20 protein-coding genes and 1 other RNA gene are annotated in these 24760 nt (G+C 55.9%); 11 read left to right on the top strand and 10 right to left on the bottom strand.

What is annotated here, in order from left to right; all coding sequences use genetic code 11:
- The first annotated feature begins 53 nt into the window (after positions 1 to 53).
- The 8 genes from ffs (at position 54) to CQ011_RS11235 (ending at position 9525) form a co-directional block, all read left to right on the top strand.
- Positions 54 to 150, top strand: an RNA gene (gene ffs, locus CQ011_RS11270) — signal recognition particle sRNA small type.
- 27 nt (positions 151 to 177) lie between these two features.
- Positions 178 to 1098 (top strand): tRNA glutamyl-Q(34) synthetase GluQRS, encoded by a 921-nt coding sequence (gluQRS, locus tag CQ011_RS11265; protein WP_105677823.1) that lies wholly within the window; start codon positions 178 to 180, stop codon positions 1096 to 1098.
- Between the two features lie 9 nt (positions 1099 to 1107).
- Complete coding sequence (locus tag CQ011_RS11260) at positions 1108 to 4512, top strand: DNA polymerase III subunit gamma and tau (RefSeq protein WP_105677822.1); 3405 nt, start codon at positions 1108 to 1110, stop codon at positions 4510 to 4512.
- Positions 4513 to 4593: 81 nt separating this feature from the next.
- Entirely contained in the window at positions 4594 to 5211 is a 618-nt protein-coding gene (gene recR / locus CQ011_RS11255) for a recombination mediator RecR (protein ID WP_105677821.1), read from the top strand.
- A gap of 162 nt (positions 5212 to 5373) precedes the next feature.
- Positions 5374 to 6981, top strand: coding sequence for a DHA2 family efflux MFS transporter permease subunit (locus CQ011_RS11250; RefSeq protein ID WP_286161172.1), 1608 nt, complete (start codon positions 5374 to 5376; stop codon positions 6979 to 6981).
- A gap of 14 nt (positions 6982 to 6995) precedes the next feature.
- Positions 6996 to 7457, top strand: coding sequence for a MarR family winged helix-turn-helix transcriptional regulator (locus CQ011_RS11245; RefSeq protein WP_105677820.1), 462 nt, complete (start codon positions 6996 to 6998; stop codon positions 7455 to 7457).
- A gap of 56 nt (positions 7458 to 7513) precedes the next feature.
- On the top strand, positions 7514 to 8065 hold the full coding sequence (locus tag CQ011_RS11240) for a hypothetical protein (RefSeq protein ID WP_105677819.1): 552 nt from the start codon (positions 7514 to 7516) through the stop codon (positions 8063 to 8065).
- Positions 8066 to 8238: 173 nt separating this feature from the next.
- The gene (locus tag CQ011_RS11235) at positions 8239 to 9525 is read left to right on the top strand and encodes an aspartate kinase (protein WP_105677818.1); all 1287 of its coding nucleotides are present in this window, start codon (positions 8239 to 8241) and stop codon (positions 9523 to 9525) included.
- Between the two features lie 78 nt (positions 9526 to 9603).
- On the opposite strand, the gene CQ011_RS11230 is transcribed toward CQ011_RS11235, so the two are convergent.
- The 4 genes from CQ011_RS11230 to CQ011_RS11215 all read right to left on the bottom strand — a co-directional run bounded on the left by CQ011_RS11230 (position 9604) and on the right by CQ011_RS11215 (position 13964).
- On the bottom strand, positions 9604 to 11211 hold the full coding sequence (locus CQ011_RS11230) for an alkaline phosphatase D family protein (protein ID WP_105677817.1): 1608 nt from the start codon (positions 11209 to 11211) through the stop codon (positions 9604 to 9606).
- A gap of 88 nt (positions 11212 to 11299) precedes the next feature.
- The gene (locus CQ011_RS11225) at positions 11300 to 11491 is read right to left on the bottom strand and encodes a hypothetical protein (RefSeq protein ID WP_105677816.1); all 192 of its coding nucleotides are present in this window, start codon (positions 11489 to 11491) and stop codon (positions 11300 to 11302) included.
- 117 nt (positions 11492 to 11608) lie between these two features.
- A complete protein-coding gene (locus tag CQ011_RS11220; RefSeq protein WP_105677815.1) occupies positions 11609 to 12283 on the bottom strand; it encodes a response regulator in 675 nt (224 codons plus the stop codon).
- Positions 12284 to 12305: 22 nt separating this feature from the next.
- On the bottom strand, positions 12306 to 13964 hold the full coding sequence (locus tag CQ011_RS11215) for a sensor histidine kinase (RefSeq protein ID WP_105677814.1): 1659 nt from the start codon (positions 13962 to 13964) through the stop codon (positions 12306 to 12308).
- A 167-nt stretch (positions 13965 to 14131) separates the two neighbouring features.
- On the opposite strand from CQ011_RS11215, the gene CQ011_RS11210 reads away from it, so the two are divergent.
- On the top strand, positions 14132 to 15547 hold the full coding sequence (locus CQ011_RS11210) for a CitMHS family transporter (protein ID WP_105677813.1): 1416 nt from the start codon (positions 14132 to 14134) through the stop codon (positions 15545 to 15547).
- A 97-nt stretch (positions 15548 to 15644) separates the two neighbouring features.
- Here CQ011_RS11210 and CQ011_RS11205 read toward each other — a convergent pair whose 3' ends face one another.
- The 6 genes from CQ011_RS11205 to CQ011_RS11180 all read right to left on the bottom strand — a co-directional run bounded on the left by CQ011_RS11205 (position 15645) and on the right by CQ011_RS11180 (position 23281).
- On the bottom strand, positions 15645 to 16994 hold the full coding sequence (locus CQ011_RS11205) for a TIGR01777 family oxidoreductase (RefSeq protein ID WP_105677812.1): 1350 nt from the start codon (positions 16992 to 16994) through the stop codon (positions 15645 to 15647).
- Positions 16995 to 17355: 361 nt separating this feature from the next.
- A complete protein-coding gene (locus CQ011_RS11200) occupies positions 17356 to 18303 on the bottom strand; it encodes a carbohydrate ABC transporter permease (RefSeq protein ID WP_105677811.1) in 948 nt (315 codons plus the stop codon).
- A complete protein-coding gene (locus CQ011_RS11195; protein ID WP_105677810.1) occupies positions 18300 to 19439 on the bottom strand; it encodes a carbohydrate ABC transporter permease in 1140 nt (379 codons plus the stop codon). Before CQ011_RS11195 ends, CQ011_RS11200 begins: the two co-directional genes overlap by 4 nt.
- A 68-nt stretch (positions 19440 to 19507) precedes the next feature.
- Positions 19508 to 20863: an ABC transporter substrate-binding protein gene (locus CQ011_RS11190; RefSeq protein WP_105677809.1), complete on the bottom strand. Its 1356-nt coding sequence runs from the start codon at positions 20861 to 20863 to the stop codon at positions 19508 to 19510.
- A gap of 133 nt (positions 20864 to 20996) precedes the next feature.
- The gene (locus CQ011_RS11185) at positions 20997 to 22013 is read right to left on the bottom strand and encodes a LacI family DNA-binding transcriptional regulator (protein WP_105677808.1); all 1017 of its coding nucleotides are present in this window, start codon (positions 22011 to 22013) and stop codon (positions 20997 to 20999) included.
- 713 nt (positions 22014 to 22726) lie between these two features.
- Positions 22727 to 23281, bottom strand: coding sequence for a DinB family protein (locus CQ011_RS11180; RefSeq protein ID WP_105677807.1), 555 nt, complete (start codon positions 23279 to 23281; stop codon positions 22727 to 22729).
- A gap of 77 nt (positions 23282 to 23358) precedes the next feature.
- Here CQ011_RS11180 and CQ011_RS11175 point away from each other — a divergent pair, with 77 nt between their 5' ends.
- Both CQ011_RS11175 and CQ011_RS11170 read left to right on the top strand, forming a co-directional pair.
- The gene (locus CQ011_RS11175) at positions 23359 to 24258 is read left to right on the top strand and encodes a 3-methyladenine DNA glycosylase (RefSeq protein WP_105677806.1); all 900 of its coding nucleotides are present in this window, start codon (positions 23359 to 23361) and stop codon (positions 24256 to 24258) included.
- 33 nt (positions 24259 to 24291) lie between these two features.
- The gene (locus CQ011_RS11170) at positions 24292 to 24747 is read left to right on the top strand and encodes a hypothetical protein (RefSeq protein ID WP_105677805.1); all 456 of its coding nucleotides are present in this window, start codon (positions 24292 to 24294) and stop codon (positions 24745 to 24747) included.
- Positions 24748 to 24760: the final 13 nt, after the last annotated feature.

Here is a 24760-nt window from a genome sequence, read left to right as displayed (position 1 = left end):
CAAGCGCACGCCTGCCGATTTTTACCCATCCCCATCTCTCGGGTAGTATCTTCTATGACCCCTCGTGTGGTGTCATCCTGTTGAACTCCCCCAGGACCGGAAGGTAGCAAGGGTAGATGGGCTCTGGCAGGTGCATGAGGGGTCTTTTATTTTTCTAGCAAGCCGAATGGAGTTCGCGTGGGCGTTGGTCGTTTCGCCCCAAGCCCGACTGGGCAACTCCATTTGGGCAACTTACGCACGGCTATTCTTGCTTGGCTTTTTGCTAAGTCCACCGGGCGTCAATGCTTATTGCGCATTGAAGACCTAGACCGTGTGCGCTCCGGAGCCGAAGAACAACAGCTTTTCGAACTTGCCGCTATCGGCCTCGAATTCGATTCACCGTTGGTACGTCAAAGTGAGCGCCTACCCGTCTATCTCGATGCGATCCAATCACTTCGGGACAAAGACCTACTCTTCGAGTGCTTTTGCACGCGTAAAGATATTTCCGAAGCTGCCAGTGCACCACATGCCGCTCCGGGCGCCTATCCAGGCACTTGCCGAAATCTGAGTTCCGAAGAACGGGCCGAAAAATCCAAGGAACGCCCAGCAGCACTGCGACTGCGCGCGGGGGTTGCTCAGTTCACTGTTCACGATGTAATTTTTGGCCAGTACACCGGAATCGTTGACGACTTTGTGTTGCTACGCAATGACGGGTCCCCCGCGTATAACCTTGCCGTGGTAGTTGATGACGGCGCCTACGGCATTGACCAAGTCGTGCGCGGAGACGACCTTTTGTCCTCCGCCCCACGTCAGGCGTATCTGGCGCAGCTACTTGGAATGCCAATTCCGACCTACGCCCATGTTCCTTTAGCGTTGAATTCCAAAGGCCAAAGGCTCGCTAAACGCGACGGTGCAGTAACTCTCGAAGACCTCTCCGAAAAAGGGGTAAATGGTGCCCAGATCCGCGCCTACTTGTTAGAGTCATTGGGCTTGCCCGGAACGTCTTTGCAGGCCGCTTTGGACTCCTTCAACCCTGATGACTTGCCTCGCGAGCCTTGGGTTGTAGAACCAGAATTTATTGTCGACCAGTTGATGCCTCCGGCATCGCGCAACCGATAGGGTACCGGTGTGAGTACAGCGCTTTATCGCAGATACCGTCCAGACACTTTCGCCGAGGTTATCGGGCAGGAACATGTCACGGCCCCACTGATGACGGCTTTGGAAAAGAACCGCGTCAACCACGCCTACCTCTTTTCCGGACCGCGCGGTTGCGGCAAAACTACGAGCGCCCGAATTCTGGCGCGCTGCCTGAACTGCGAACAGGGCCCTACGCCAACCCCATGTGGCACGTGTCCAAGTTGTGTGGAGCTGGCTAATGGTGGCCCAGGTTCACTCGATGTGATCGAAATTGACGCGGCCAGCCACGGCGGTGTGGAAGACGCACGTGATCTGCGCGAACGCGCTACTTTCGCGCCAACCCGCGACCGCTACAAGATCTTCATTATTGACGAGGCTCATATGGTCACTTCGGCGGGCTTTAACGCCCTGCTGAAAATCGTTGAAGAGCCACCAGCACATATCAAGTTCATTTTTGCGACCACGGAACCTGAAAAGGTTATTGGCACTATCCGTTCACGCACCCATCATTACCCGTTCCGCTTAGTGCCTCCCGAGGCTCTCTTGGCCTATCTCAAGGTGCTCTGCGAGCGCGAAAATGTGGTGGTCGCCGACAGCGTTCTACCCCTAGTAATCCGTGCCGGCGGCGGTTCGGTACGCGACACCCTCTCGGTTCTCGACCAGCTAATGGCCGGTGCCCGCGAAGGTGGAGTGGACTACGAGACTGCGATTGCTTTACTCGGCTACACCCACTCGACCCTGCTCGACGAGGTGATCCTTTCCCTGCATGAAAGCAATGGCGCTTCTCTCTTTGGAGCCATTGACCGCATCATCCAGACCGGTTTGGATCCACGGCGCTTCGTTGAAGACCTGCTTGAACGCATGCGAGACCTAATCATTGCCAAGGCGATGCCCGAAGGTCTGGAAAAAATCTTACGTGGCACTCCTGCTGATCAGTTGGAGTCACTACATTTACAAGCCTCGCTTGTCGGTGCCGGTGAACTGAGCCGTTGGGCCGATGTAACGAATCAGGCCCTGAGCGAGATGAACGGGGCAACTTCGCCTCGATTGCACCTAGAGCTATTGGCAGCACGCTTGATGCTCCCGGGCGCCGAAAATTCGGCGAGCGCTTTTGCTGCCCGGCTCGACCGACTAGAACGCCACGCGATTTCCGGCGCGCTGCCTGAACTGCCTGAAGGCGAGATGCCAGCTCATTCTTCGTCAGCGACCCCGTCTCCGGCGGCCGCGCGTCAGGGTGCGGCTGCAGTTCGAGAAGCTCTCGCGGCAGCCAAGGGTCGTAACGGAGGGGTAGAAACACCCGCTGCTCCCGAGCAGTCCCCTGCCCCTGCGCAAGCGGCACCAGAACAACATCCTGCCAACACGCAGCAGCAAACACAGCAGGAAGTTCAGGTACAGCCCGAATCGCAGGCTCCGCAACCTGTTGCACCCCAAGAACAGCCACGGGAACAGGCCCCGACGACTCAACCGCAGGCTCCGGCCCCGCAGGGCGAGCCTGATATTAACGCTCCTTTAGATCCAGATGCGGCTCGCTCGCTGAATACTGGGGAAGCCGCCGATTGGGGTGCCACGTGGGGCCCTAAGGAAGATCTGCACCCGGTCACCACTCCGGTCCAGCCAGGTCCGAGTGTTCCAGAAGCACGCCCAGAAGGTGTGGCCCCGTTTAGTCTGATTCCAGACCCGGCAGCCGGCGAAGATCTCTCCTTCGGTACTGGGATTTCCATCGATGATGTGAAACAAAACCCAGCCATGGCCGAGTTTGCACGCCGGGCAGCTGAGAACCGTCAGCAGCCAACGCAGCAACAGTCGCCGCAGGTGCAGGCTCAGCCGCAGGTTCAGAGCGAACAACCGCGGCAACAACCAGAAGCAACACCTTCAGCCCCGAACCAGCAGCGTCCAGAGGATCTGCGACGGGCCGAGGAACAGGCTGCCCGCGAGCAGGCTGAACAGCGCGCAGCCGCCGAACAACGTGAAGCGCAGGAAAAAGCTGCCCGCGAACAAGCTGAAGCGCAGCAACGAGCGCAAGCTCAGCATCAGCAACCGCAACAGCAACAGGCCGCACCTCAGCAGCAGGCGCCAAACGCCGCAACCCCGGTGCAGAAGTTCCAACAGGCGTGGCCCGCCATTTTGGAGCAGTTGCAGTCAAGCTCACGAGTACTTCACTCGATGGTTGCTAATTATGGTTCGGTGGCAGGATTTGATGGTCGCACTTTGACCCTTGCATTCAGCAATACCGGCCCTATCGTCAATTTGCGCAATCGCCCAGACATGATGCAGATCTTGGTGGGCATCCTTTGCCAGGTGGCAGGTCAACAAATCGAGGTTGTACTAACCGAGGGTGGATCGGCAACCGCCGGTGGTGGTTCCCCAAAAGGTGAACGCCGGCCAACACCGGCGTCCGCCCCAGCAGTAGCCAACAACGTACAGGCTCCGAACGCTGGGGTTACGCCCAACGCTCCTGCGCGCCCACAAACGTCTCCTTCCGCAGCACAACCTGAGGCTTCCCGTCCGGAGTCAGCACGTTCAGCAGCACCTATGAACAAGCCGGCTCCAACTAAGGACAGTGGGTACGTCAGCAACTATGACGACGTCCCGCCACCGCTGGATGAACCGTACATGGATGAGCCGCCTTATCCCGATGACGGATATGCGACAAGCGGCCCTACATCGGCCCCCGTTTCCGTGGCCTCGCCACGCCCCGAGCCAACCACCGCGCCGCAGGTAAGTGCACCGTCTTCGCTATCGCCTGCCGTGGTGGAGCCGGTAATTCCTTCTCCGCGAGCTACCGAATCGCGTTCTTTTGACGGTCCCCCGGTGGCACCTCGCCCGCGGTTGACCGCCGGGTTAAGCGCACGTCAGTCCGAGGTAGCGAGCCCGGCGATTTCTCGTCCGGTCTCGCAAACCCCGTTGCATCCCGGTAGCACCACCGATACTTTCGAGTCCAAGGTGATCCGTGAGCCTGAGCCACAGCCGGTTGCCGCGACACCGGTGGCCCCTGCGGTAGTAACCCCAGCTGCGGAGCCACCTAATCCGGCGGTCCAACCGGCGACCGAGTCTGCACCAGCTTGGGGTACCCCCAGCGAATCGGATGATCGGCCCGTGGCCCAGACCCCGGTGGCTGGCGGACGGTTGAGCCGTTACCAGCAGCTCATGAGCCAGTCGAAGGACAACGCACCGAGCACTCACCAGAGCAGTTCGGATAACGGTTGGGGTGCCCCGGACCGGGTGACTCAGACAGCGCCTACGGAACCCGAAGATTTCTCGCCCAGCGAGGATGATATTGAGGTCGAGGATTCCGCACTGATCGGAGTGCCCGCGGTAGAACGTTTGCTTGGTGGTTTGGTCATTGAACAGCGTGATGTGAACGGCAATGTTGTCGAAATGAAGCGCGGGCTCTAACCGGCATCTTGTCGGAGTGAGACACTAGTGTGTAACACGGTCATTAATAAACGTTTGAACCCTCAGGAAAGTGGGCAATAGGTGTACGAAGGTGCTGTTCAGGAACTGATCGACGAGCTCGGTCGGCTACCCGGCATCGGTCCTAAATCGGCGCAGCGCATCGCTTTTCACATTCTTGATGCCGACGCCGAGGATATGACGCGCCTTGCCGCTTCCATCCAGCAGGCCAAGGAAAAGGTTCGCTTCTGCGAAATCTGTTTCAACATTTCCGAGCAGGACACCTGTGGGATCTGCCGCGACGAGCGCCGTGACACCAGCCAAATCTGCATCGTGGAGGAATCCAAGGATGTGCTGGCCATTGAACGTACTCGCGCTTTTAACGGCAAGTACCACGTGCTTGGCGGGTCAATTAACCCGATCGCGGGAATCGGCCCGGAACAATTACACATTCGTGAGCTAGTTGCGCGCCTGGGAGACAGTTCCATTACCGAACTGATCTTGGCTACTGACCCAAATCTAGAGGGTGAGGCAACCGCAATCTATCTGGTTCGCCAGCTGAGTCCTTTGGGCATCAAGATCACCCGCTTGGCCTCGGGGCTGCCGGTGGGTGGCGATCTGGAATACGCCGATGAGGTCACCTTGGCACGCGCCTTCGAAGGCCGCCGCAATACCATTGCCCCGAGTTCTTCACGCGGCTAAGACCAACAGCAAAAATTTTCTTCGCTACAGCCCGGCCAACCTTGTGTTGAGCCGGGCTGGCTTCTCTGATCAATGTGCACTCAAACACATTGGTTGATAATGGTCAACCATCGGCATATAGTTGATATCAATCAACCTTATTTTTAGACCTTTGGAGTCGCCATGACCGCAGTAGCGCCGGTCGCAAAACCCAAGATGAGCCACCGGCAGATTATTCAATCACTGACCGGTTTGCTCATGGGCATGTTCGTTTCAATTCTTGCAGGCACCGTGGTGTCCAGCTCCCTTCCGGTGATCGTCTCGGACCTGAACGGTAGCCAGACCGCGTACACCTGGGTGGTCACCGCAACCTTGCTCGCCACCACCATTTCAACCCCTATCTGGGGCAAGCTCGCCGACCTGGGCAACCGCAAACTGCTGTTGCAGATCTCCCTGGCACTGTTCGTACTCGCCTCGGCCGCAGCCGGCTTCGCGCAGAACACCGAATTCCTGATTGCCATGCGCGTAATTCAGGGCCTCGCAGGTGGCGGCATGGGCGCGCTGAGCCAGATTGTTATGGCCGACATCCTTTCACCACGTGAACGTGGCAAGTACATGGGCCTCTTTGGCGCAGTCATGGCCTTGGGTACCGTAGGTGGCCCACTCATCGGCGGTTTCGTCACCGATACCATCAACTGGCGTTGGAACTTCTTCGTAGCTCTTCCATTTGCCGTGGTCGCCATTATCTTGATCCAGCGCACCCTGAATCTCCCGGCCTTCGCTAAGCGCAAGGTACAAATCGACTACCTGGGCATCATGCTTCTTTCCTCCGGCGTGGCACTGTTGCTGATCTGGTTGTCAATGGGTGGCAGCGAGTTCGAATGGAACTCCAGCACCAGTTACCTCATGTTGGTTGGCTCGGTCATCTTGCTAGCAATCTTCGTGTTCGTTGAACTCAAGGTCGCAGAACCATTGATCTCGCTTAATCTCTTCAAGAACCGCACCTTCACCTTCGCAGTGATTGCCTCGCTTGCCGTGGGCATCTCGATGTTCGGTACGACGGTATTCCTCAGTCAGTACATGATCATGGCCCGTGGCGCTAGCGCCACCCAGGCAGGTCTCATGACATTCCCTATGATGGCCGGCTTGCTTGTCATCTCCACCGTGGCCGGCGCGCTCATCTCGCGCTACGGTAAGTGGAAAGCTTTTGTGGTCACCGGCGCTGCCTTGCAGGTAGTCGGACTGTACCTGCTCGGAACCATTCACTATGACACCCCCTTCTGGCAGGTGGGCTTGTTTATGTTCATTCTTGGCGCTGGCGTTGGTTTGGTTATGCAGAACATGGTGCTTGTCGTGCAGAACGCCGTGGAACCTCAGATTCTTGGCGTTGCATCTTCTTCGGTGAACTTCTTCCGTACCCTCGGTGGTACCGCAGGTACCGCAGGACTGGGCGCGCTGCTTGCGGCCACCATTCCAAATATGATTGCCGACCGCCAGAGCGATCTATCTGCTGCCATCGCCTCGCTGGGCGATAAGGCCGCCGCGGTTGGCGCATCGTTGAGCTCCGGTTCCTTGCCGACCATTTCCACCCTGCCAGAACCAGTGCGTTCGATTCTCGAATCAATCTATGGCGACGGTGTTGCCACCTTGTTCGCCTTCGCAGCACCACTCGCGCTGATCACCCTGGTCGCAGTGATCCTGTTGCCTAATCAGCACTTGAATGAGAAAACCAATACCGAGCGTTTAGCTGAAGAGTCAGAGGCTTCTTCCGTCACGGAAACTGACGCCTAGTCGCCGTGGATACCATGGAAGAAACTCAGTCTTGGGCTCATCGTAGCCAGCTATTCGATGCAGCAGAGCAGGAGCTTTTCACCCTACTTTCGGTGACCGCAAAGTCTCGCCGCACCATGGCTGCCAAGCTCGACGAAAAGCTGCCACCTGCGGCGGTCCCAGTGCTGGGGATGATCCTCAAATCGGGAAGCACCACCCAGTCAGAGATCTGCGAACATCTCATGACTGATAAGGCGACGCTTTCCCGGCTGGTGACCCGGCTCGAAGAGCTTAGTCTAGTCAAGCGGGAAGTTGACGAGACAGACCGAAGAGTATGCAACCTGTTGCCCACCGATCTGGCCAAGCAACGTTGGCATGGCTGGTTACAGACCTGGCGCGACGATTTACGCGAACGGATCAATAAGTGGTCCGATACAGATCTGTGCCACCTCACCGGTCTACTGGAACGACTTAACGCGGATCTACGGGAACTATAAAGAGTTCTTCGTTGTAGCCACACTCCTTTTCATTGGAGTGTGGCTACACTCGTTTAATGGCGATTAAGAGCAGCAATATCGAGGCAATCACCAAGGCCACCGGCACTCCGTGGGAGCAGTGGGTGGAGCAGTTAGAATCTGCTGGCGCCAAAGAACTGTCGCATAAACCGCTCGCTTCCATGATTTACCAGCTCATGCCCGCAGACCTTGAAAACCCGGGCTGGTGGGCGCAATCGGTAGCCATCGCTTATGAACAGCACATCGGCCGTCGAGTTCCCGGCCAGGCAAGCGATGGAAGTTTTAAAGGCTCGGTTTCCACTACGCTGAGCATGGATCTTGAGGGTGCTTTACAAAGCTGGGTCGGTACGGTCGCAGAGTTCAGCGTGTTTAACGGCGCCCAGCTTACGGCAGAACCAGCGGTCAGTGGTTCCGAAAAGTGGCGTTATTGGAAGGCGCAATTTAGCGATGGTAGCCGCGTGAGCGTGAACATCACCATGAAGGGTAGCAAGGCAAGCGTAAGCGCTGATCACGCAAAACTTGCCAACCCTCAGGATCTGGAGGGCTGGAAGTCATTTTGGCGACAAATATTAGCTACGATCAGCAGTTGACCGGCCTTTCTAGGCATTCAAAGTGGCAGATATTAGGCAATATGACCAATGGTTACCGTCACAACTAGGTGATGCACCCTTGGTACTGCCACAATTATTAGTGGTAGATATGTCGCATCTGTTCTCACAACACGATGCGCATCAACAACTTTCATCAGTTGGAGTGTGCGCCCATGGGCCTAATAGTTCAAAAATTTGGCGGTTCGTCCGTATCGGATGCCGAAGGCATCAAACGTGTCGCGCGCCGAATTATTGACACCAAGGCGCAGGGCCATGAGGTTGTCGTCGTCGTTTCGGCTATGGGAGATTCCACCGATGAACTCCTTGACCTCGCCGCGCAACTCACCGATGACGCCCCGGCCCGCGAGATGGATATGCTCCTCTCGGCAGGCGAGCGCATTTCCATGTCACTGCTCGCCATGGCCATCGACCAGTTCGGTGAAAGCGCAGTATCCTTCACCGGCTCACAGGCCGGCCTGATCACTGACTCGACCCACGGCATGGCGCGGATCATGGAAGTTTCGCCGCAGCGTATCCGCCGCGCCATCGACCGCGGCTTCATTGCCATCGTCGCCGGCTTCCAAGGCATGAGCAAGGAATCAAAGAACATCACCACCATGGGCCGCGGTGGTTCGGACACCACCGCGGTGGCACTTGCCGCTGCATTGGGTGCCGATGTCTGCGAAATCTACACCGACGTGGACGGCATCTACACCGCCGACCCACGCGTGGTTCACGCAGCAAAGAAGATCGACACGATTTCAAGCGAGGAAATGTTGGAGATGGCAGCCAGTGGCTCCAAGATCCTGCACCTACGCTGCGTGGAGTATGCTCGCCGCTTTGGCGTGCCACTGCATGTGCGTTCCTCATTCAGCACTAACGAGGGCACCTGGGTGCTCCCGGACCCCAACGACAAGATCAAGATTCAAGAGGGAGAACCCTTGGAACAGCCAATCATCTCCGGTGTTGCCCACGACCATTCCGAAGCAAAGGTCACCATCATCGGTGTACCGGATATTCCGGGTAAGGCAGCACAGATTTTCGGGGTAATCGCCGCCGCGCAAGCCAATATCGACATGATCGTACAGAACATCTCGACCAAGGGCTCGGGTGCCACCGATATCTCCTTCACCTTGCCAATGACTGAGACCAAGCGTGTTCTAGCCGCGCTGGAAACCGCTCGTGGTGAGATTGGTTTCGAAGACATCGAGCATAACGACGAGGTCGGCAAGCTTTCGCTGATCGGCGCCGGCATGCGCTCGAACCCGGGCGTCTCGTTCACCTTCTTCGAAGCGCTGCACCAGGCCGGAATCAACGTGGACATGATCTCCACCTCGGAGATTCGCATCTCTGTGGTCACCGACGCTGACAAGCTCAATGATGCGGTTCGCGCCATCCACACCGCATTCGATCTCGATACCGATGTGGAAGCCACCGTATACGGCGGCACCGGACGCTAAGTCTCTGAAGTAAAAGTAGCGGCGCAGATCTTTTGGATCTGCGCCGCTACTTTTATGTACTTTGCTCTAGCAGTGCGGTTAGCGCACCGACTCTAGGGTTTTACTGTAAACACTTTCGCCGAGGCCGTTACGCAGCGAAACCGTGAATCTTTGAGATTCGTCGAGGTCAACGTGTCCGAAGGACTGTCCTTTACCATCACGCGGCGACTGGTTGCTGGTCCCGGCAAGCGCGAATTCCACTTTGGGCCCGAAGGTGCCGTCCATCTTATTGGGGCCAAAGGATCCAGCGTTGACCGGACCTGCGACAAACTCCCAGAACTCATTAAAATCGCTGAAGGCGGCACGTTCCGGCGAGTAGTGGTGAGCGGCGCAGTAATGCACATCCGCGGTTAAGAAGACCACATTTTTCACGCCGCGATCCTTGATGGCTTTGAGCAATCGAGCCAGTTCCAGCTCACGTCCCAGCGGTGCGCCGTGGTCGGCGTTGGCAATGGATTCCTGTGCTTTGCCATCTGGAACGATAATTCCCAGCGGTAGATCGTTGAGAATGACCTTCCAGGTGGCATTCGACTTATCCAGCCCATCGAGCAACCACTGCAGCTGTTCTTCGCCGAGGATCGCCGTCTCCTGGCCTTCCAACCCGTCGGTGTTCTGCGATTTGTGGCTCCGCATATCCAACGCGAAGAGGTCTAATGCCGGACCACGGGAAATCTTGCGGTAAATTCGTGCGGCTTCAAAGCCGGTTCCACCTCGCATGGCACGAGGGTCGGCAATTGGCTGGTATTCCTGCCATGCCCGACGTCCTCTCATGGCCAAGGTATTGATGTCACGCACCGTATATCGTTCATCTTCGATAGTCTCCCCGGCCCACCAGTTGTTGTGGGTTTCGTGGTCATCCCACTGGGCAATCACCGGCACCTCGGAGTACATGGCACGCACGTTGGCGTCCATCAAGTTGTAGCGATGCCGTCCACGGAACTCCGCCAAGGTTTCGGCGACCTTGGGGACTTCCTCGGTGACCAGGTTGCGCCAAATTTGGCCGTCAGATTCCACTACCTCAGCGGAGATTGGACCATCGGCGTAAATGGTGTCACCGCTGTGTACGAAGAAGTCTGGTTTGGTGGCGTGCATGGCCGCGTAGGCGCGCATGCCACCGATTTCTTCGTTGATGCCCCAACCTTGTCCTGCGGTGTCGCCAGACCAGACGAAGCTCTGCGCCATGGAGGCTTCATGATTACGTCGGCCGGTGTGTGAAGGAGCGGTGATGAACGAGCCGGTGGTGGTCTCCCCCAATGTGCCGTTTTCGTCTTCGAAGCCGATGTTCACCGCAAAGCGGGTGCCTGCTGGCAGGTTCGATGCGGCGATTTTGGCGGTGAAGTCGGTGTTTGCGCTGGCTTGGGCTCCGCGTAAGGTTCGTTCAAAAGATCCGCGGCCTCGAATAATCTGACCGGCCTCATCGATGGCGCGTAGCTGTGCGCGTAATCGGCCTTCTCCTGTGGTGCGTGCCCAGAGCACCGCTTCGTGAGTGGAGACGTCTCCCATGGAAAATCCGCTGGTGAGCGTCAGCCTTGAACGCACCAGCCGGGGGCTGGTAGAGGCCAAGGCAGGGCCGGCTGGGATTATGAGTCCAAGCGCGCCAACGCCGAGAGCGCCAGTCAGCAAGTTTCGTCGCGATATTTGTGTCATGATCGCCAGTATTTCGCGTCAAGTTTTCCACTAGGTGGCAGGTTTATGAACTGCAAAACAAACTCTGCCGTAAAACCAAGATCTCTGCCTAGTTACTTGGGGATTCCTCGCGAGCTGTACGGATTGCGAGGCTCACCACGGAGATCATAAATCCAGCTACGCTCAGCACGATCAGATACAAACCCCACGGGTCTGCGATTCGCTGTTTCCATGCGAGGCTCATAGAAACAAGCACAGCGACGAATAATCCCTCCGAATATTTGGCATGCAGCTTTTTCATTTGCCCTCCTCAATTGAGTTTGAGCAAGACGCTACCAGAACAGCAGTCAGCGCAGGAAATCTAAGCACGCGTAGAAAGCGCACGAAAACAAGCCCGGACATAAAGTAATTTAGTCCATTACCTTGCAAAGTAACGGTGTTCCGGACGGCCCCTCGTGCCGTAGCCCAGTTGTAATTCAAGAGATTCATTGGCTACTAATGCGGCAAGGTAACGTTGGGCCGTCGCCCGTGCGACCCCTACAGCCTCGGCAACCTCTGCCACATTCATCGGTCCACGCGACTGACGGACACAGGCTAAGACTGCTTGTTCTGTGGGAGCTACGCTAGTGGCGGCCGAACTATCTTCGGCACCTTGCAGGGTGCGATACAGCCGGTCAACGCCTTGCTGGTCAAAATCTGTGGAGGCCGCAAGCTGCCGCCGGTACCGGGCCCACCCTTTGAGTTTTCCAGCGAGTGTCTTGGCACCAAAGGGCTTGATGATAAAAGCCAACGCGCCGGCTTGCAACGCCGCTGCCACGTTTTTTGACTCGGTTGCAGCCGAGACCATGATCGCGTCGATCTGCAACTCGCGCAGCAATTCCACGCCACTGACATGTGGCAGATACAAATCCAGAAGTACTAGATCTGGCTGCAAGGCGGCGACCAGCTGCGGAACAGTGCGTGGATCTTGCACCGGGTCTAGAGCCTGAAATCCAGGAATCTCATTGACCATGTCGGCATGCAGCTGACCGACCCGAAAGTCGTCATCTACGATAAGTACCCGGTAGTCTCCCGTGGCAACGCCCTGCGTCATTTGTGCTCTCCTGTCATGATCATTAGTTCTTCGGTTCAGCCAATACCGCTGGCAGTCTCGCGGCAATTACCGCTCCACCATGGTCTCCCCCGGCGTCGGCGATCCAGACGTCCCCACTGCGTGAACGAGCTAAGCGGCGGATCAAGGGCAATCCCACACCCGAGCCATGTCCCTCACCTAGCGAAGATCCGGTACTCACCCCCGGGGAAAAGATATCTTCATCGGTACTGATTCCGGCTCCCGAGTCAGCCACCGCAAGATGCAGGGTGCTCCCTTCAGAAAGCAGATCCACTTCTACCCACGGGTCGCTGTTTCCGCGCAAACTGGCGGTAAAGGCGTTATCCAAAAGATTTCCAAGTACCGCGGTGACATCTTGGGCATCTGACGCCGAGGCGACCTGTTCAAAGAGCATGGACTGGGCCGAGACGCGCAATTCGATACCCAACTCATGCGCGCGAACCCCCTTGGCCGAGAGGAATGCCGAGAGATACGCGTCCTGGACTAATTCCAGTCCTGCGACCGGTGCAATCACCGGCCCAGAATCCATGACCTCACGAAGGTATTCTTCAGCTTGGTCAGTTTTACCTAAAGTAATGAGTCCCAGTACCGCATGCATGCGGTTGGCAAATTCGTGGCGTTGAGCGCGTAGGGCATCGGCCATATCCTGCACCGCATCAAGCTTGGTACCTAGCGCCTCAACCGTACTCACATCGTGAAGCAAAATGACCTGACCTAGCTCCACCCCATCGCGCACCACGTCTGAGACACGGGCAACGATGGCATTTGAGTTGGCTTCCAACCTGACCGGGGCGCGATCATGTTCTTTGATGGCTTTCACTAGCCGCAGATCAAGTCCTGCAGATTCGTAGTGTCGGCCGATAATATCGGCGAGTTCGGTGCGGTGTGGCAGGCCCAGAAGTTGTCGGGCCGCCTTATTACGCACGGTGATGGTGCCATCAGGGCTCAAACCAATCACACCCTCGCTGACGCCGTAGAGTACCGCCTGCTGGTCACGTACTAACTGGGCAATCTCTGCAGGTTCCAGCCCTAGGGTTTGGCGTTTGAGCGTACGCACGGTGAAGCGTCCAGCCAACGTTGCTAATAAGGCTGCGAGTACTGCGAAAAGCACAATCCAACCGAAGGATGCAATCAATGCGCCGGTCAAGGACTGTGTTGCTACACCGACCGAAACCTCACCAATGACCGTGCCATTTTCGGCACGGATCGGCACCTTGGCGCGCACCGATTCACCAAGCGTTCCGTGTTCTCGGGCCACATTTTCCACACCGGTCAACGCCACCGGGTCGGTGGAGACCAGCTGGCCAATCTCTGCCGGATTTGGGTGGCTCAGCCGCAGCCCGCGATCCTCGGTAATTACTACGAAGGAGGCTTGTCCGCCGCTACGCACCGATTCGGCTAACTGTTGCAGTGGACCGTTGCGTAGTTTTTCTAACTCAAGTTTTTCCTGCGCGGCATAAATCGAGACTTCCTCGATGACTTGTGGCAAAGACGCGACCGAGCGTGCAATGCCCAGCGAAGCATCTTCGGCCCGTTCAAAGACCCGGTTATAGCTGTTCAGGAGCGTCGCCGCGGTGGCCAGCACGATGAGCACGCCAAGCACCACAAATTGCAAGCGCATGATGCGCGAGGCGAAGTGTCGGGTGGCTATTGTCTGGGGCATTTGTCCAGCATAAACCGCCAATGATTTTAATGAGCAAAAAGATCGCAAAAACCTAAAGAGATCAGAATACTTTCAACCCACCCAACGTGAGCGCCACCACGTACTTTGAATAAGTGCCCGCACCCCCGCTGGCATCATCACTTGCCACACTTTAGGAGGTCGGCGCAATGCTAGTTGCTCTCGGATTCCTCATGGTTCTCACCTTCATGGTGCTGATCATGACTAAAAAGATGACGCCGTTGCTGGCCCTCATCATCGTCCCCACCGTCTTTGGACTGTTCACCGGAGCAGGCTTTGGCCTCGGCGACATGATCATGGACGCCATCAAGTCCATGTCGGGTACCGCCGCCCTACTGATGTTCGCCATCATGTACTTCGGCATCATGATTGATGTGGGACTCTTTGACCGACTGGTCTCGGGTATTCAGAAGCTCGTGGGTAACGACCCAGCCAAGGTCGTCATGGGAACCGCTCTGCTCACCGCAGTGATCTCCTTGGATGGCGATGGCTCCACAACTTTCATCGTGGTCACCGCCGCGTTGCTACCGATTTATCAGCGTCTGGGCATGAGCCCTATCGTATTAACTTGTGTGGCTGGTTTGACCAACGGAACCTTGAATATCGTTCCTTGGGGTGGCCCAACCGCCCGCGCCGCGGCCGCTTTAGGCGTCGACGCAGCAGATATCTTTGTACCGATGTTGCCATCGTTGGGCATAGCCCTGATCGTGATTGGTATCTTCGCTTGGCAGCTGGGTCTGGGCGAACGTCGCCGTCTGCAGCGTGAGCGTCCCGAACTCTGGGGCACCGGCTTTGGTGGGGGCAATCTCACCGGCACCAAGAATGACAAGGGCACCTCTCCTTCGGGCGCCTCGGTAGCAGTACTTGAAGCCGTGGCACGTCGCGGCGATGGCAGCGAAGCGGCCACCATGGACGGCACCGTCCTGGACCCAAACCGCGAAACCCTGCGTCCAAAGATGTTCTACTTCAACTTAGTGCTCACCGTAGCAATCATGGTGTTGCTCATTGTTGACGTGTTGCCACTGTCTTACCTGTTCATGATCGGTACCGCGATCGCTTTGGTAGCGAACTTCCCGAAGGTCAATGACCAGGTGAAGATGATTGCCGCACACTCCAGCGAAATTATCGCCGTAGTATCCATGGTGCTCGGCGCCGCGGTGCTCACCGGCGTACTCTCCGGAACCGGCATGGTTGACGCGATGAGCCTATGGCTGGTCGATATTATCCCTGACTCACTGGGTCAATACATGGCGGTAATCACCGGCTTGATTTCAATCCCGGCAACGTTCTTGATGAGTAACGACGCCTTCTACTTCGGCATTCTTCCGGTCCTCACCGAGGCCGGCGCGCACTTCGGAGTTCCAGCGGTGGATATGGCTCGCGCCTCCATCACCGGACAGCCAGTGCACATGCAATCTCCGCTCGTCCCTGCAATTCTTCTGTTGGTTTCGCTCTCTCGTGTGGATTTGGGCGATCACCACAAGAAGGTACTGTGGCGTGCGGCAGTGGTAAGCCTGGTCATGCTCGCTTCGGGCGTGCTCTTCGGCGTCATCCACATGGGCTAAAACCCCAGGACCTTTTGGTCCGTCGTCAGCTAAGCTCCGCCTCTTTGGGTAGAAATACCCAAAGAGGCGGAGCTTAGTGTTTAAGCCGGGAACTAATTCAGTTCCCACCAAGGCAGTGTGCCAGTTCCAGTTCAATGCGTTCATTTCGAAACTCATGTCCAGCGTCCAGAAGTTTCTGCGGAACTACCCGCTGGTCCGCCATAGCCAACAACTGGGTACCTTCCGTACCGAGGAGCAACTTCGGCGCCGCCGCGGGCACCGGAACGATGGCTGGACGGCGCACTGCTTTGGCCAGAGCCTTAGTGAATTCGATATTGTTCACCGGGTAAGGTGCCACGGCGTTTACCGGACCGTCCAGCTGCATGTCCCACAAAGCCCGGTGGTAAATATCTACTAGATCATCAAGACCAATCCACGACAGGAATTGGGTGCCCGAACCTAGTCGGCCGCCGAGGCCGGCGGTGAAGATAGGCCGAAGCACCGCGAGCATGCCACCCCGGGGGCTGAGCACAATACCTGTACGGATTTGCACCCGGCGCATCGTGGCTGTTCCGGCACCGGCCGCTTGCTCCCAGCGCTGCACCACGTCGGCTAAGAAATCAGAGCTATGGGGTTGCGGGGTCGACTTTTCATCAACTGGGACGGGCCCACTCTTTGCACCATATATTCCCACGGCAGAAGCGCTGATGAACGTTGACACGTTTGCTCGGGCAGCAAGTTCGGCCAAGGCCCGAGTCGGCTCAATACGACTGGATTCAATCGCCTTCCGGTGATTGTCGCTAAACCTGCCAAAGATACTAGCTCCAGCCAGGTGCATTACCGCGTGACAGCCGTCAAGCAAGTCATCCGCCGGCGCCATCGGATCCCAACGTCGCTCATCGGCAGACTTTGGGGTGCCGCGCACTAACCTGATGACCCGATGCCCTCCGGTGGATAAGAACGCGCACAACGCTTCGCCGACCATTCCGCTTGAACCGGTCACCGCGATGGCCAATGGTTTCAGCCCTGCGGCGGTGGCTCGCTGGTGGGCAGCAAAGTCTGCGCCAAGCTGACGATGACGATAGGCAAGCATTCGCTCAGTCTGGTGGGCAGGAAGGTTCGAACTGATACGGTCGATCACCGTGGTCGCATCGCCAGCGGCAGGTTCGAAGAGATGCTCATGCTTCCAGTTCACCGCCCGGGTGGCGATGGCTCGCAAACCTCGCGGTTCTACTTCGTCGACAAATTTTCGTTCAGGAATATAACCATCTGACTGGTGTTGGGCGAACCAACGCAGGCCACCTGGCAACCCCAGCACCGCCGTTCCGTTACGTAAGGATTCGGCTTCGGCTATGACCTTCAGCGGAAGCCAAGGCGGCAGGAGTCTGCGAATTGCTCCGGGGCGAGAAAACCACGCAAAAACCTCGGCAGGGGGTGCTTGAATTTCGCTTGAACGCTGAAGTGTCATGGGGCAATACTACGTCGAACCTAGTGTCTGTACGGGCCCATAGCGCAGTACCTCACCGGAGGCGGCGTACGGGCAGGACAGATCCCGATAGACGGCCCGAGGACCCGGCGCACCAACCTCGATCTGGATGTAATCGTGGTCGAGTTCCTAGAGCAACATGAAGGCGCCGTGACCGACACCGAGATCATCATCAACCACGCACCGACTCTAGGCTCTCGCTTCCCGCGCGTAGTCAGCAAAAGGACCACTAACAGCTGAATAGTGGCAATTGCCATTGGCTAGAATTTAAACCACCTGCGCCTTTAGCGGGTTGTCTCTTCCTAGTAAATGTCCACGTTGGGCATATACAGTCAAACCAAGATCAGCCCTTGCTGGCTCCCGCGAGCAGGCCACGCACGAAGAACCGCTGAAGCACGAAGAAAACCGTCAGCGGAATTATCATCGAAATGAATGCACCTGCCGTAAGCAGCTCCCACGATTGACCGTAGGACCCCGAGAGGTCCTGAAGCGCTTTAGTAATCGGCAACTCTCCACCAGAGGTAAAAACGGTGGCTACCAGCAAGTCGTTCCAGACCCAGAGGAATTGAAAAATTCCAAATGATGCGATAGCCGGCGTCGCTAATGGCAGAACAATGCGAGCAAAAATCGTCCCGTGGCCGGCCCCGTCAACGCGAGCCGCCTCGATAACCTCGCCCGGAATCTCAGAAATGAAGTTATGCAACATGAAAATTGCCAATGGCATCGCAAAAATCGTGTGAGCGATCCACACCTTGGCGTAGGCACCATCGAGTCCGTTAACGCCCAAACCTGGCAGGATATACAACCCACCAATCTGGACACCATCCGAGAACAACTGCAGTAGTGGAACCAATGCCATCTGGATCGGAACGATCTGCAACGCAAATACGAGGACAAACAGTGTATTGCGCCCTTTAAAATCGATCCATGCGAAGGCATAGGCAGCGAGACTGGCAAGGATAATCGGAATGATCGCCGCCGGAATCGTAATAACTAATGAATTCAAAAATGCCTTGGACAGTGACAGACTATCCCCTGAGACAAAGGCTTGGGCATAGTTTTCCAGCGTGAACGATGGATTGGCTAGTGCCGTCCACCACCCCGAGGTCTTGATGTCACTTGCTTCTCGGAACGATGAGACGAACAATCCAAAGGTCGGTATGGTCCATATCGCAGCTATTATGAAAGCAGCAAGGGTGGCTCCTCGCGATGAGGTGGCCTTGCGCAATTTTCCGCCTGTTTTTTCTGTGGCTCTCAACAGGCGACGTGAGGACTCGCTGACTGCGCTCATCGGATTCCCTTTTGTTTTTTGTGCTGCCGTACGTTGTAAATGATGATTGGAAGCACCAAAATAAACAGGATGACTGCCAAAGCTGAGCTGTACCCAGTGCGTGCACCCAACTGGAACTGACGCACCATTTCGAAGGCCAGAACCGTGGTGTCGGAACGTCCTCCGGTCATCGACGAAACGATGTCGAAGACTTTCAGGGAAGCAATCGAGATGGTTGTAAGCACCACGATGACTGATGAACGGATCCCCGGCAACGTTACATTCATGAAGCTCTGCCATGGACTGGTCCCGTCTAGCGCCGCTGCTTCCAGCTGCTCCGCGGGCACGCCTTTAATGGCAGCCGACAAGATGACCATGGCAAATCCGGCCTGAGTCCAGATCAAAATGATCACGAGGAACAGAGTGTTCCATGGTTCTAGCCCTAGCCAGTCGACGGGATCCCCTCCAAAGGCAGTAATAATGGCGTTCAAAACACCGATCTGCTCGCCCTGACGGGCGTCATAGAAAAACTTGAAAATGATCGATGCACCGACGAATGAAATCGCCATCGGCATGAAGACCATAAGTTTGAAGAACTTCTCTCCGCGGCTTTTATCAATGAACACGGCATAAGCCAAACCGATGGCAGTTGAAACCACTGGTGCTACCAGCACCCACACGAGTGTATTGAGCAAGGCGGTCACACCGTCAGGGCTGCTAAATACCCAGAGAAAGTTTTCCAGTCCAGCAAAGCCTGAACCGTCATTGGCCGTGAAAGCGCTAAATAGCGTACGTAGGGTTGGGTAGATCAGACCAATCGCCAGCAAAAGCATGGCGGGGACCAGAAATCCAGAGAGCTGCAGTAAGGCACCTGCACCCTGGCGTGAACGGCGATCATAGAAGAACATCGCCCCGCCTAGCACAGCTGCAATGGCGGCCACCCAAATTACAGAGTTATATAGCCCCAGTATCAGCAGAATTGCCACTGGAAGAAGCACTGCAACTATGAATCTCAAGAGCGTAAATCCGCGCCCAGGCTTGGTAGCTACCTCAACGAAGACGAGGAGCGCACCGATTATTGCAGCGAAGGAAACTAAGATCACCGGTATTTGAAACAGGGGTGGCAAACCGGCAAGCCACTGGAAAAAATCAGACACGCGTCAGGCCTCCTACAAAGCCGTGAATGGCCGGATGACCCGGCCATTCACAACTTGCTAATCGGTGACTAGGAGTCATAACCGGATTGAATGTTTTCGAGTACTTCCTTGGTTGGTTTGCCGTCTATCCAGTCCACGATTCCTTTCCAGAAGGAATCCGACCCAACGCTCTTTGGCATCAAATCCGATCCGTCAAAGCGGAAGGTAGTGTTTGGGTCCTGCAACAGTTCAACAGCAGAGCGCAGTAGGTCGCTACTGGCGTTCTTGGGATCAAGCCCGGCGTTTGCCGAAATCACGCCACCGAGCCCAACACGGCTGTTAGCCCAATCTGCACTAGCAAGGTACTGCTGCACCTTGGCTGTGTCATCATCGTTGGAGAATGCTGCAACGAATTCACCGCCACCGACAACCGACACTGGTTCATCTTCGTTGAACTGTGGAGCGACAAAAGCCCAAACGTCTCCATCGGGAGCCACCGTGGCCTTCGCTCCGTCTGCGTTCTTTGAATCGATGATGAATCCCTCCAAGAAGGAAGCCTGGTGGGTTAAAGCGCAAGAACCGTTAGCCACTGCGGTCCCAATGTCGCCGAAGGCCGTCGCATTGATCGATTTAACGTCGCCGTACCCTGCGTTGACTTGTTTAGGGTCCAGCAAGATCTTTCCGACGGAGTCAAAGGCACTTGTAATTTCTGGCGAGGTGAACTCTAGCTCTCCCGATACCCACTTGTCATAGGCATCGGTTCCGGACTGGCGCAGAACTGCGTCTTCGATCCAGTCGGTTCCCGGCCAGCCTGAAGCCTCACCGGAAGCGAAACCGGCACACCATGCTGGCTCGTTAGTTTTTTTCGAAATTTCAGTTCCCAGCTCGGTCATTTCATCCCAAGTTTTCGGGACAGCGACACCCCACTCTTCGAATTGCTTCGGCGAGTACCAGATGTAGCCCTTGACGCTGGCCATCAGTGGAGCCCCATACTGGATACCATCGACTTTGCCGTACTCCTGCCAGTCCTGGGACCAGTTCTTTTCAAGTTCGGACTGAGCGTCAGCAGGAAGCTTTTGCATTTTGCCCATATCCACGGTTGCTTGTAGCAAACCAGGCTGAGGGAATACTGCCAAATCTGGTGTGTCTCCACCCTGAACTTTTATGCCCAGCTGAGATTCAAAATTCTTATCGCCGGTGTAGCGAATATTAATTCCGTTTTCCTCCGACCAGTCGGCCCAAGATTTTTCCAGTAGCTCGGCTTCTGTGCCGGTGATTGGACCGTAGATGTCTACCACTCCGTCGGATTGGCTGACCTCAGTTCCACCACCTGATGCGTTCGGGTCATTCGGGTCCGCGCCCCCGGAGCAACCGGCCACGAGCAGGCCAATGGAGGCTACGGAAAGGATGGATAAAAGTTTTCGCCCTCGTTTTACTGGCTTCATGATGCCTTCCACGTTGAGAAGTACCCCGCAGGATGTACCGGCTTGGCACGAGTGATCCCCTCAATAGTGACGTAGATCATCGACGCGCGTCAACAGTTACGTCAAAGAACATCAATATAGGACAGTGCGATAGTTATTCCGGCACCGGTCCGGAGCTTTCCCTTTCGATCATGACTGGGGTTATTAGCTCCTGAAGGACCTGTTGGGTTCGCCCCTCTATTAGCTGCACGAGCGCTTCCACCGCCGCGTGGGAAATATGCTCCCCTGACGGGGCTACAGTAGTTAGCGCCGGAGCCACCATCTCGGCAGATCGGTCACCGACGCCCAGCGCGATGACCGAAAGATCCTTGGGAATCTGCCAAGAAGCCATGCCTGCGGCATTCACGAATCCAGCAGTGGCAAACTCTTTGAGACCCAAGACAGCGGTAGGACGTGGACGGAGCTCAAGATAGGCTTCCCAAGCCGCACGGCCGCCCCGCGCATTGTTCTCAACCGGGACTTCTTGCAACAGCATGTCTCGGCCCTCAACGGCTTCTCTAATAGCCCGTATGGTGCGAATTCCGGGCCCGTTGCCAGCTTCCTGCTCTTCAACTGACACGTTGATATACATGATGGAACGATGCCCGAGACTTGCTAGGTGCTCCACAGCTATTCGACCCGCTTCAGCAAAGTCATTATCTACATAAGTCACGTCAGCATTGTCATCTGGACGTCCGATAGAAGCGAAGGGTATTTTCGCGCGCCTAAGGACATCAAAACGCGGATCCGAGATCGACACTTCCATCAGCAACACTCCGGCCACGAGCTTCTGAGCAACTAGGCTCTCTAGGCCCATTACGTCGGTCATCGGATTAGACCAAAGAAGCATGTGATAGCCAAACATCCGGGCCCGCTCCATCGCCGCAGTGACATATTCAAACTCGGTCGAGGAGTAACCGTCGACACTCGTCGGAAAATGCAGAGCTAAGATCCCGCGACGCGCACCAGCTAAACCTTGCGCAAAGGCGTTCGGGGTGTACCTCAGTTCACGCATAGCTGCCAGTACCCTGGCCTTCGTCGCATCGGAAATTTTGCGCCGTCCACTGATTACGTACGAAACTGTGCTGGGAGAAACGCCAGCTAGGCGCGCTACGTCATCCCTTGTAGCCATTTGTCCTCCGGATTCAGGTGCCGATACGTAGATTCTATTGAAACACGCCCCTGGGCGGGGTACTGGTCAATAACGGGCCGAGAATCCACTTCCGGCTAGGGATGAAAGCCTGTACGCAGGCCCGAATGTCCTCGACTGAGCACCGGCGAGAGATGGACGCGAAGTCGGGCAACTCTCTTAGGCACTGTCTGGAGACTGAATGCAGTGGTATAGACTCCATGCCCCCGTCTGAGCGATTACCTCGGCGACCCTGATCGCGTCATTGAAAATCACGGCGACACTGGCGTGCTCACTGTCCAGCAGCTCAAAGCCTTCCTCGCTCATACGACGACGGGTTATCACAACGATTTAGCCGTAGCCGGACGGGTCTCTTCCCGGGGCTCCACCTAAAGCCCATGACTGTTATTTATCTTTTGGCGGCTACAAGTCGGCGGATAAATAGCAGCGAGCTAGGCCCTAATATTAGAATTCCTCAGGCTCATTGAGAGTCGTGCAATTATCGTCCCGTATTTCTATTCCCCTAAATCACGGCTTTTCGGAAACTACTGCTGCTATTCGACAGATCAGTAAATTATCGTTTCCGTGCACAAACGCGCTGTAATTCTGGCACATGGGAATATTACGAACCCAACTCCATTTATTCCGCCTGCATACTGTTAGGTTTGTGGACCAGAACGATCTGCGCCGTGCCGCGCGGACTGCGCAGACTGGAATCAGCCGTACCAAACCGGAAGATAGTCGAAAGGTGCGTCCTCGCCGACCCTTCCATCGATGGCCTCACGCAGTAAATCTGCATGCCCAGTATGCCTGCCATATTCTTCGATGAGATCGCAGATAACCCGGCGAACGCTGGCATGGTTGCCCTCATACTCCAGAGCCGAAAGTGTATCCAGCCCTCCGGTGGCAACCACTTCGGCCTGAATCCTGCGACTTTTGGCGACCGAGGTGTCATACCGGCGATAAAGACCTGCGGGATCCTCTACGGGGTTGACCACAAACTGGTCGCGTCCATCAGCGGTGAGTTCAAGAAGAACCTCTGGACGTTCGCGAGCGATGAAGTAAGTGAACTTTTCATCCTCAACGGCTGCAAGATGCTGCAATAATCCGCCAAGGCTCAACTCACTGCTGGGCAGCCTGAACATCAACTGCTTAATGTCCAGTCCGTCGGCCTTATATCTGAAAGTGACTCGCAACCGGTCAAGCATGCCAAGCAGGTGCACTTGCTCGGTTCCACCCATTGGCGGTTCCCAGGGGGGAAGGTTTTCCATGTTGCACTCCTTTATCCGAGATGTGAGTTGACGTACCAAACTGGTTTCGTCAGCTAATGAACTGAATAATTAGAAGTATGCTCTCGACCGGAACCACATTGGAAGCCCCGCAGTGGCTAGCACGTGCCGCCGCGCATGAGGAACGTGCTAGGACCTTTGGCGAACCATTTGTGCAACGGCGAATGACCGGAGCCAAACATCCCATCGAAGATTTTCTCTTCACCTATTACACGCAGAAGCCTGGCCAGCTTTACCGTTGGCACCCGGGAATTGGTGTGGCTTTGCTCGGCGAAGAAGCTCAAGAGCGTGCCGATTGGAAGTTTTATCGTGCAGTACAAACGCCTGACGGACCTGGCGTAGAACTTGATATACAGAAGTTCTCAGAGTCTCGAACACGTGTTACCGAATTTGCTCGCATCTTGTTGCGCAATACCGCACAGCGCCCAGCGAACTTTTCCTGCTTTGGATTGCATGAGTGGGCAATGGCTTATAAATCTGAGCTCAACGGTATCCGTCATGAATATTTGCCATTACGTTTGGGAGCTAGCGGAACCGATCAGGTAGTAGAAAACCATAAGATCCGCTGCACCCACTTTGATGCGTTCAGGTTTTACACCCCACAAGCGGTGCCACTCAACGAATTGCAACCAACGCGGGACACGCAGGTGGACCTCGAACAGCCCGGATGCCTTCACGGAAATATGGATCTCTATAAATGGGCTTATAAGTTGAGCCCTGCGGTACCGACCGATCTGGTCATGGACTGCTTTGAACTTGCCTGGGACATTCGCACCATGGACATGCAAGCTTCACCTTATGATTTGGCCCAGTGGGGTCATGATCCCATCCGCATCGAAACTCCCGAGGGCAAGGCGCAGTATGTGCGGTTGCAAAAAGAGTTTGCACAGCGTGCGGATGTGCTTCGTGCCAAACTATTGCAGGTAGCACTTAGCCTGCCAATTACCCCAAAACACTAGCTAACTCCCATGTTGGCCGAGCACAATGAGCCTATGGGACGACTCAAAGATCAGCTCAGCACTTCTGCCTTAGCGTGGATAACACCGCTTCTGGCCGGGCTGTTGCTCGCCGGTTGTGCGACGTCAAATCCCCAAACGGCTTCCGCTCCCGCCAGCACCTCAGCGGATCTAAAGATCAGCATTAGTTTTGATGGTAAATCTGTGGACAACGAATATCATCTTCAGTGCCGTGGGGACCGAGCGACCGAATCCAGCACACTTCCCAACGCCAATGATGCCTGTGAGTTACTGGCAAAGAACCCCGAATTACTCGCCAACAAACCCTCTGCACAACAAACTTGCACCGAATTCTACGGTGGACCGGTCACCGCGAAAGTTAAAGGGAAAATTGGCGATCAGCCTGTCCAGGAAAACTTTGACCGACACAATGGTTGCGCCATCAACATCTGGGATTCACTAGCTCCGTTGCTAGGCGAAGGACTACGGTAACGAGTTATTTTTC

Source organism: Arthrobacter sp. MYb213 (assembly GCF_002979915.1).
Lineage (GTDB): Bacteria > Actinomycetota > Actinomycetes > Actinomycetales > Micrococcaceae > Glutamicibacter.
The sequence above is the reverse complement of the archived record's forward strand: the minus strand, read 5'-3'. Positions and strand labels throughout refer to the sequence as shown.

Bases quoted from the DNA above. Each gene is read 5' to 3' on its own strand.
- CQ011_RS11250 (WP_286161172.1), top strand. From the start codon at position 5,374: ATGACCGCAGTAGCGCCGGTCGCAAAACCCAAGATGAGCCACCGGCAG.
- CQ011_RS11245 (WP_105677820.1), top strand. From the start codon at position 6,996: ATGGAAGAAACTCAGTCTTGGGCTCATCGTAGCCAGCTATTCGATGCA.
- CQ011_RS11240 (WP_105677819.1), top strand. From the start codon at position 7,514: ATGGCGATTAAGAGCAGCAATATCGAGGCAATCACCAAGGCCACCGGC.
- CQ011_RS11235 (WP_105677818.1), top strand. From the start codon at position 8,239: ATGGGCCTAATAGTTCAAAAATTTGGCGGTTCGTCCGTATCGGATGCC.
- CQ011_RS11230 (WP_105677817.1), bottom strand. From the start codon at position 11,211: ATGACACAAATATCGCGACGAAACTTGCTGACTGGCGCTCTCGGCGTT.
- CQ011_RS11225 (WP_105677816.1), bottom strand. From the start codon at position 11,491: ATGAAAAAGCTGCATGCCAAATATTCGGAGGGATTATTCGTCGCTGTG.
- CQ011_RS11220 (WP_105677815.1), bottom strand. From the start codon at position 12,283: ATGACGCAGGGCGTTGCCACGGGAGACTACCGGGTACTTATCGTAGAT.
- CQ011_RS11215 (WP_105677814.1), bottom strand. From the start codon at position 13,964: ATGCCCCAGACAATAGCCACCCGACACTTCGCCTCGCGCATCATGCGC.
- CQ011_RS11210 (WP_105677813.1), top strand. From the start codon at position 14,132: ATGCTAGTTGCTCTCGGATTCCTCATGGTTCTCACCTTCATGGTGCTG.
- CQ011_RS11205 (WP_105677812.1), bottom strand. From the start codon at position 16,994: ATGACACTTCAGCGTTCAAGCGAAATTCAAGCACCCCCTGCCGAGGTT.
- CQ011_RS11200 (WP_105677811.1), bottom strand. From the start codon at position 18,303: ATGAGCGCAGTCAGCGAGTCCTCACGTCGCCTGTTGAGAGCCACAGAA.
- CQ011_RS11190 (WP_105677809.1), bottom strand. From the start codon at position 20,863: ATGAAGCCAGTAAAACGAGGGCGAAAACTTTTATCCATCCTTTCCGTA.
- CQ011_RS11185 (WP_105677808.1), bottom strand. From the start codon at position 22,013: ATGGCTACAAGGGATGACGTAGCGCGCCTAGCTGGCGTTTCTCCCAGC.
- CQ011_RS11180 (WP_105677807.1), bottom strand. From the start codon at position 23,281: ATGGAAAACCTTCCCCCCTGGGAACCGCCAATGGGTGGAACCGAGCAA.
- CQ011_RS11175 (WP_105677806.1), top strand. From the start codon at position 23,359: ATGCTCTCGACCGGAACCACATTGGAAGCCCCGCAGTGGCTAGCACGT.
- CQ011_RS11170 (WP_105677805.1), top strand. From the start codon at position 24,292: ATGGGACGACTCAAAGATCAGCTCAGCACTTCTGCCTTAGCGTGGATA.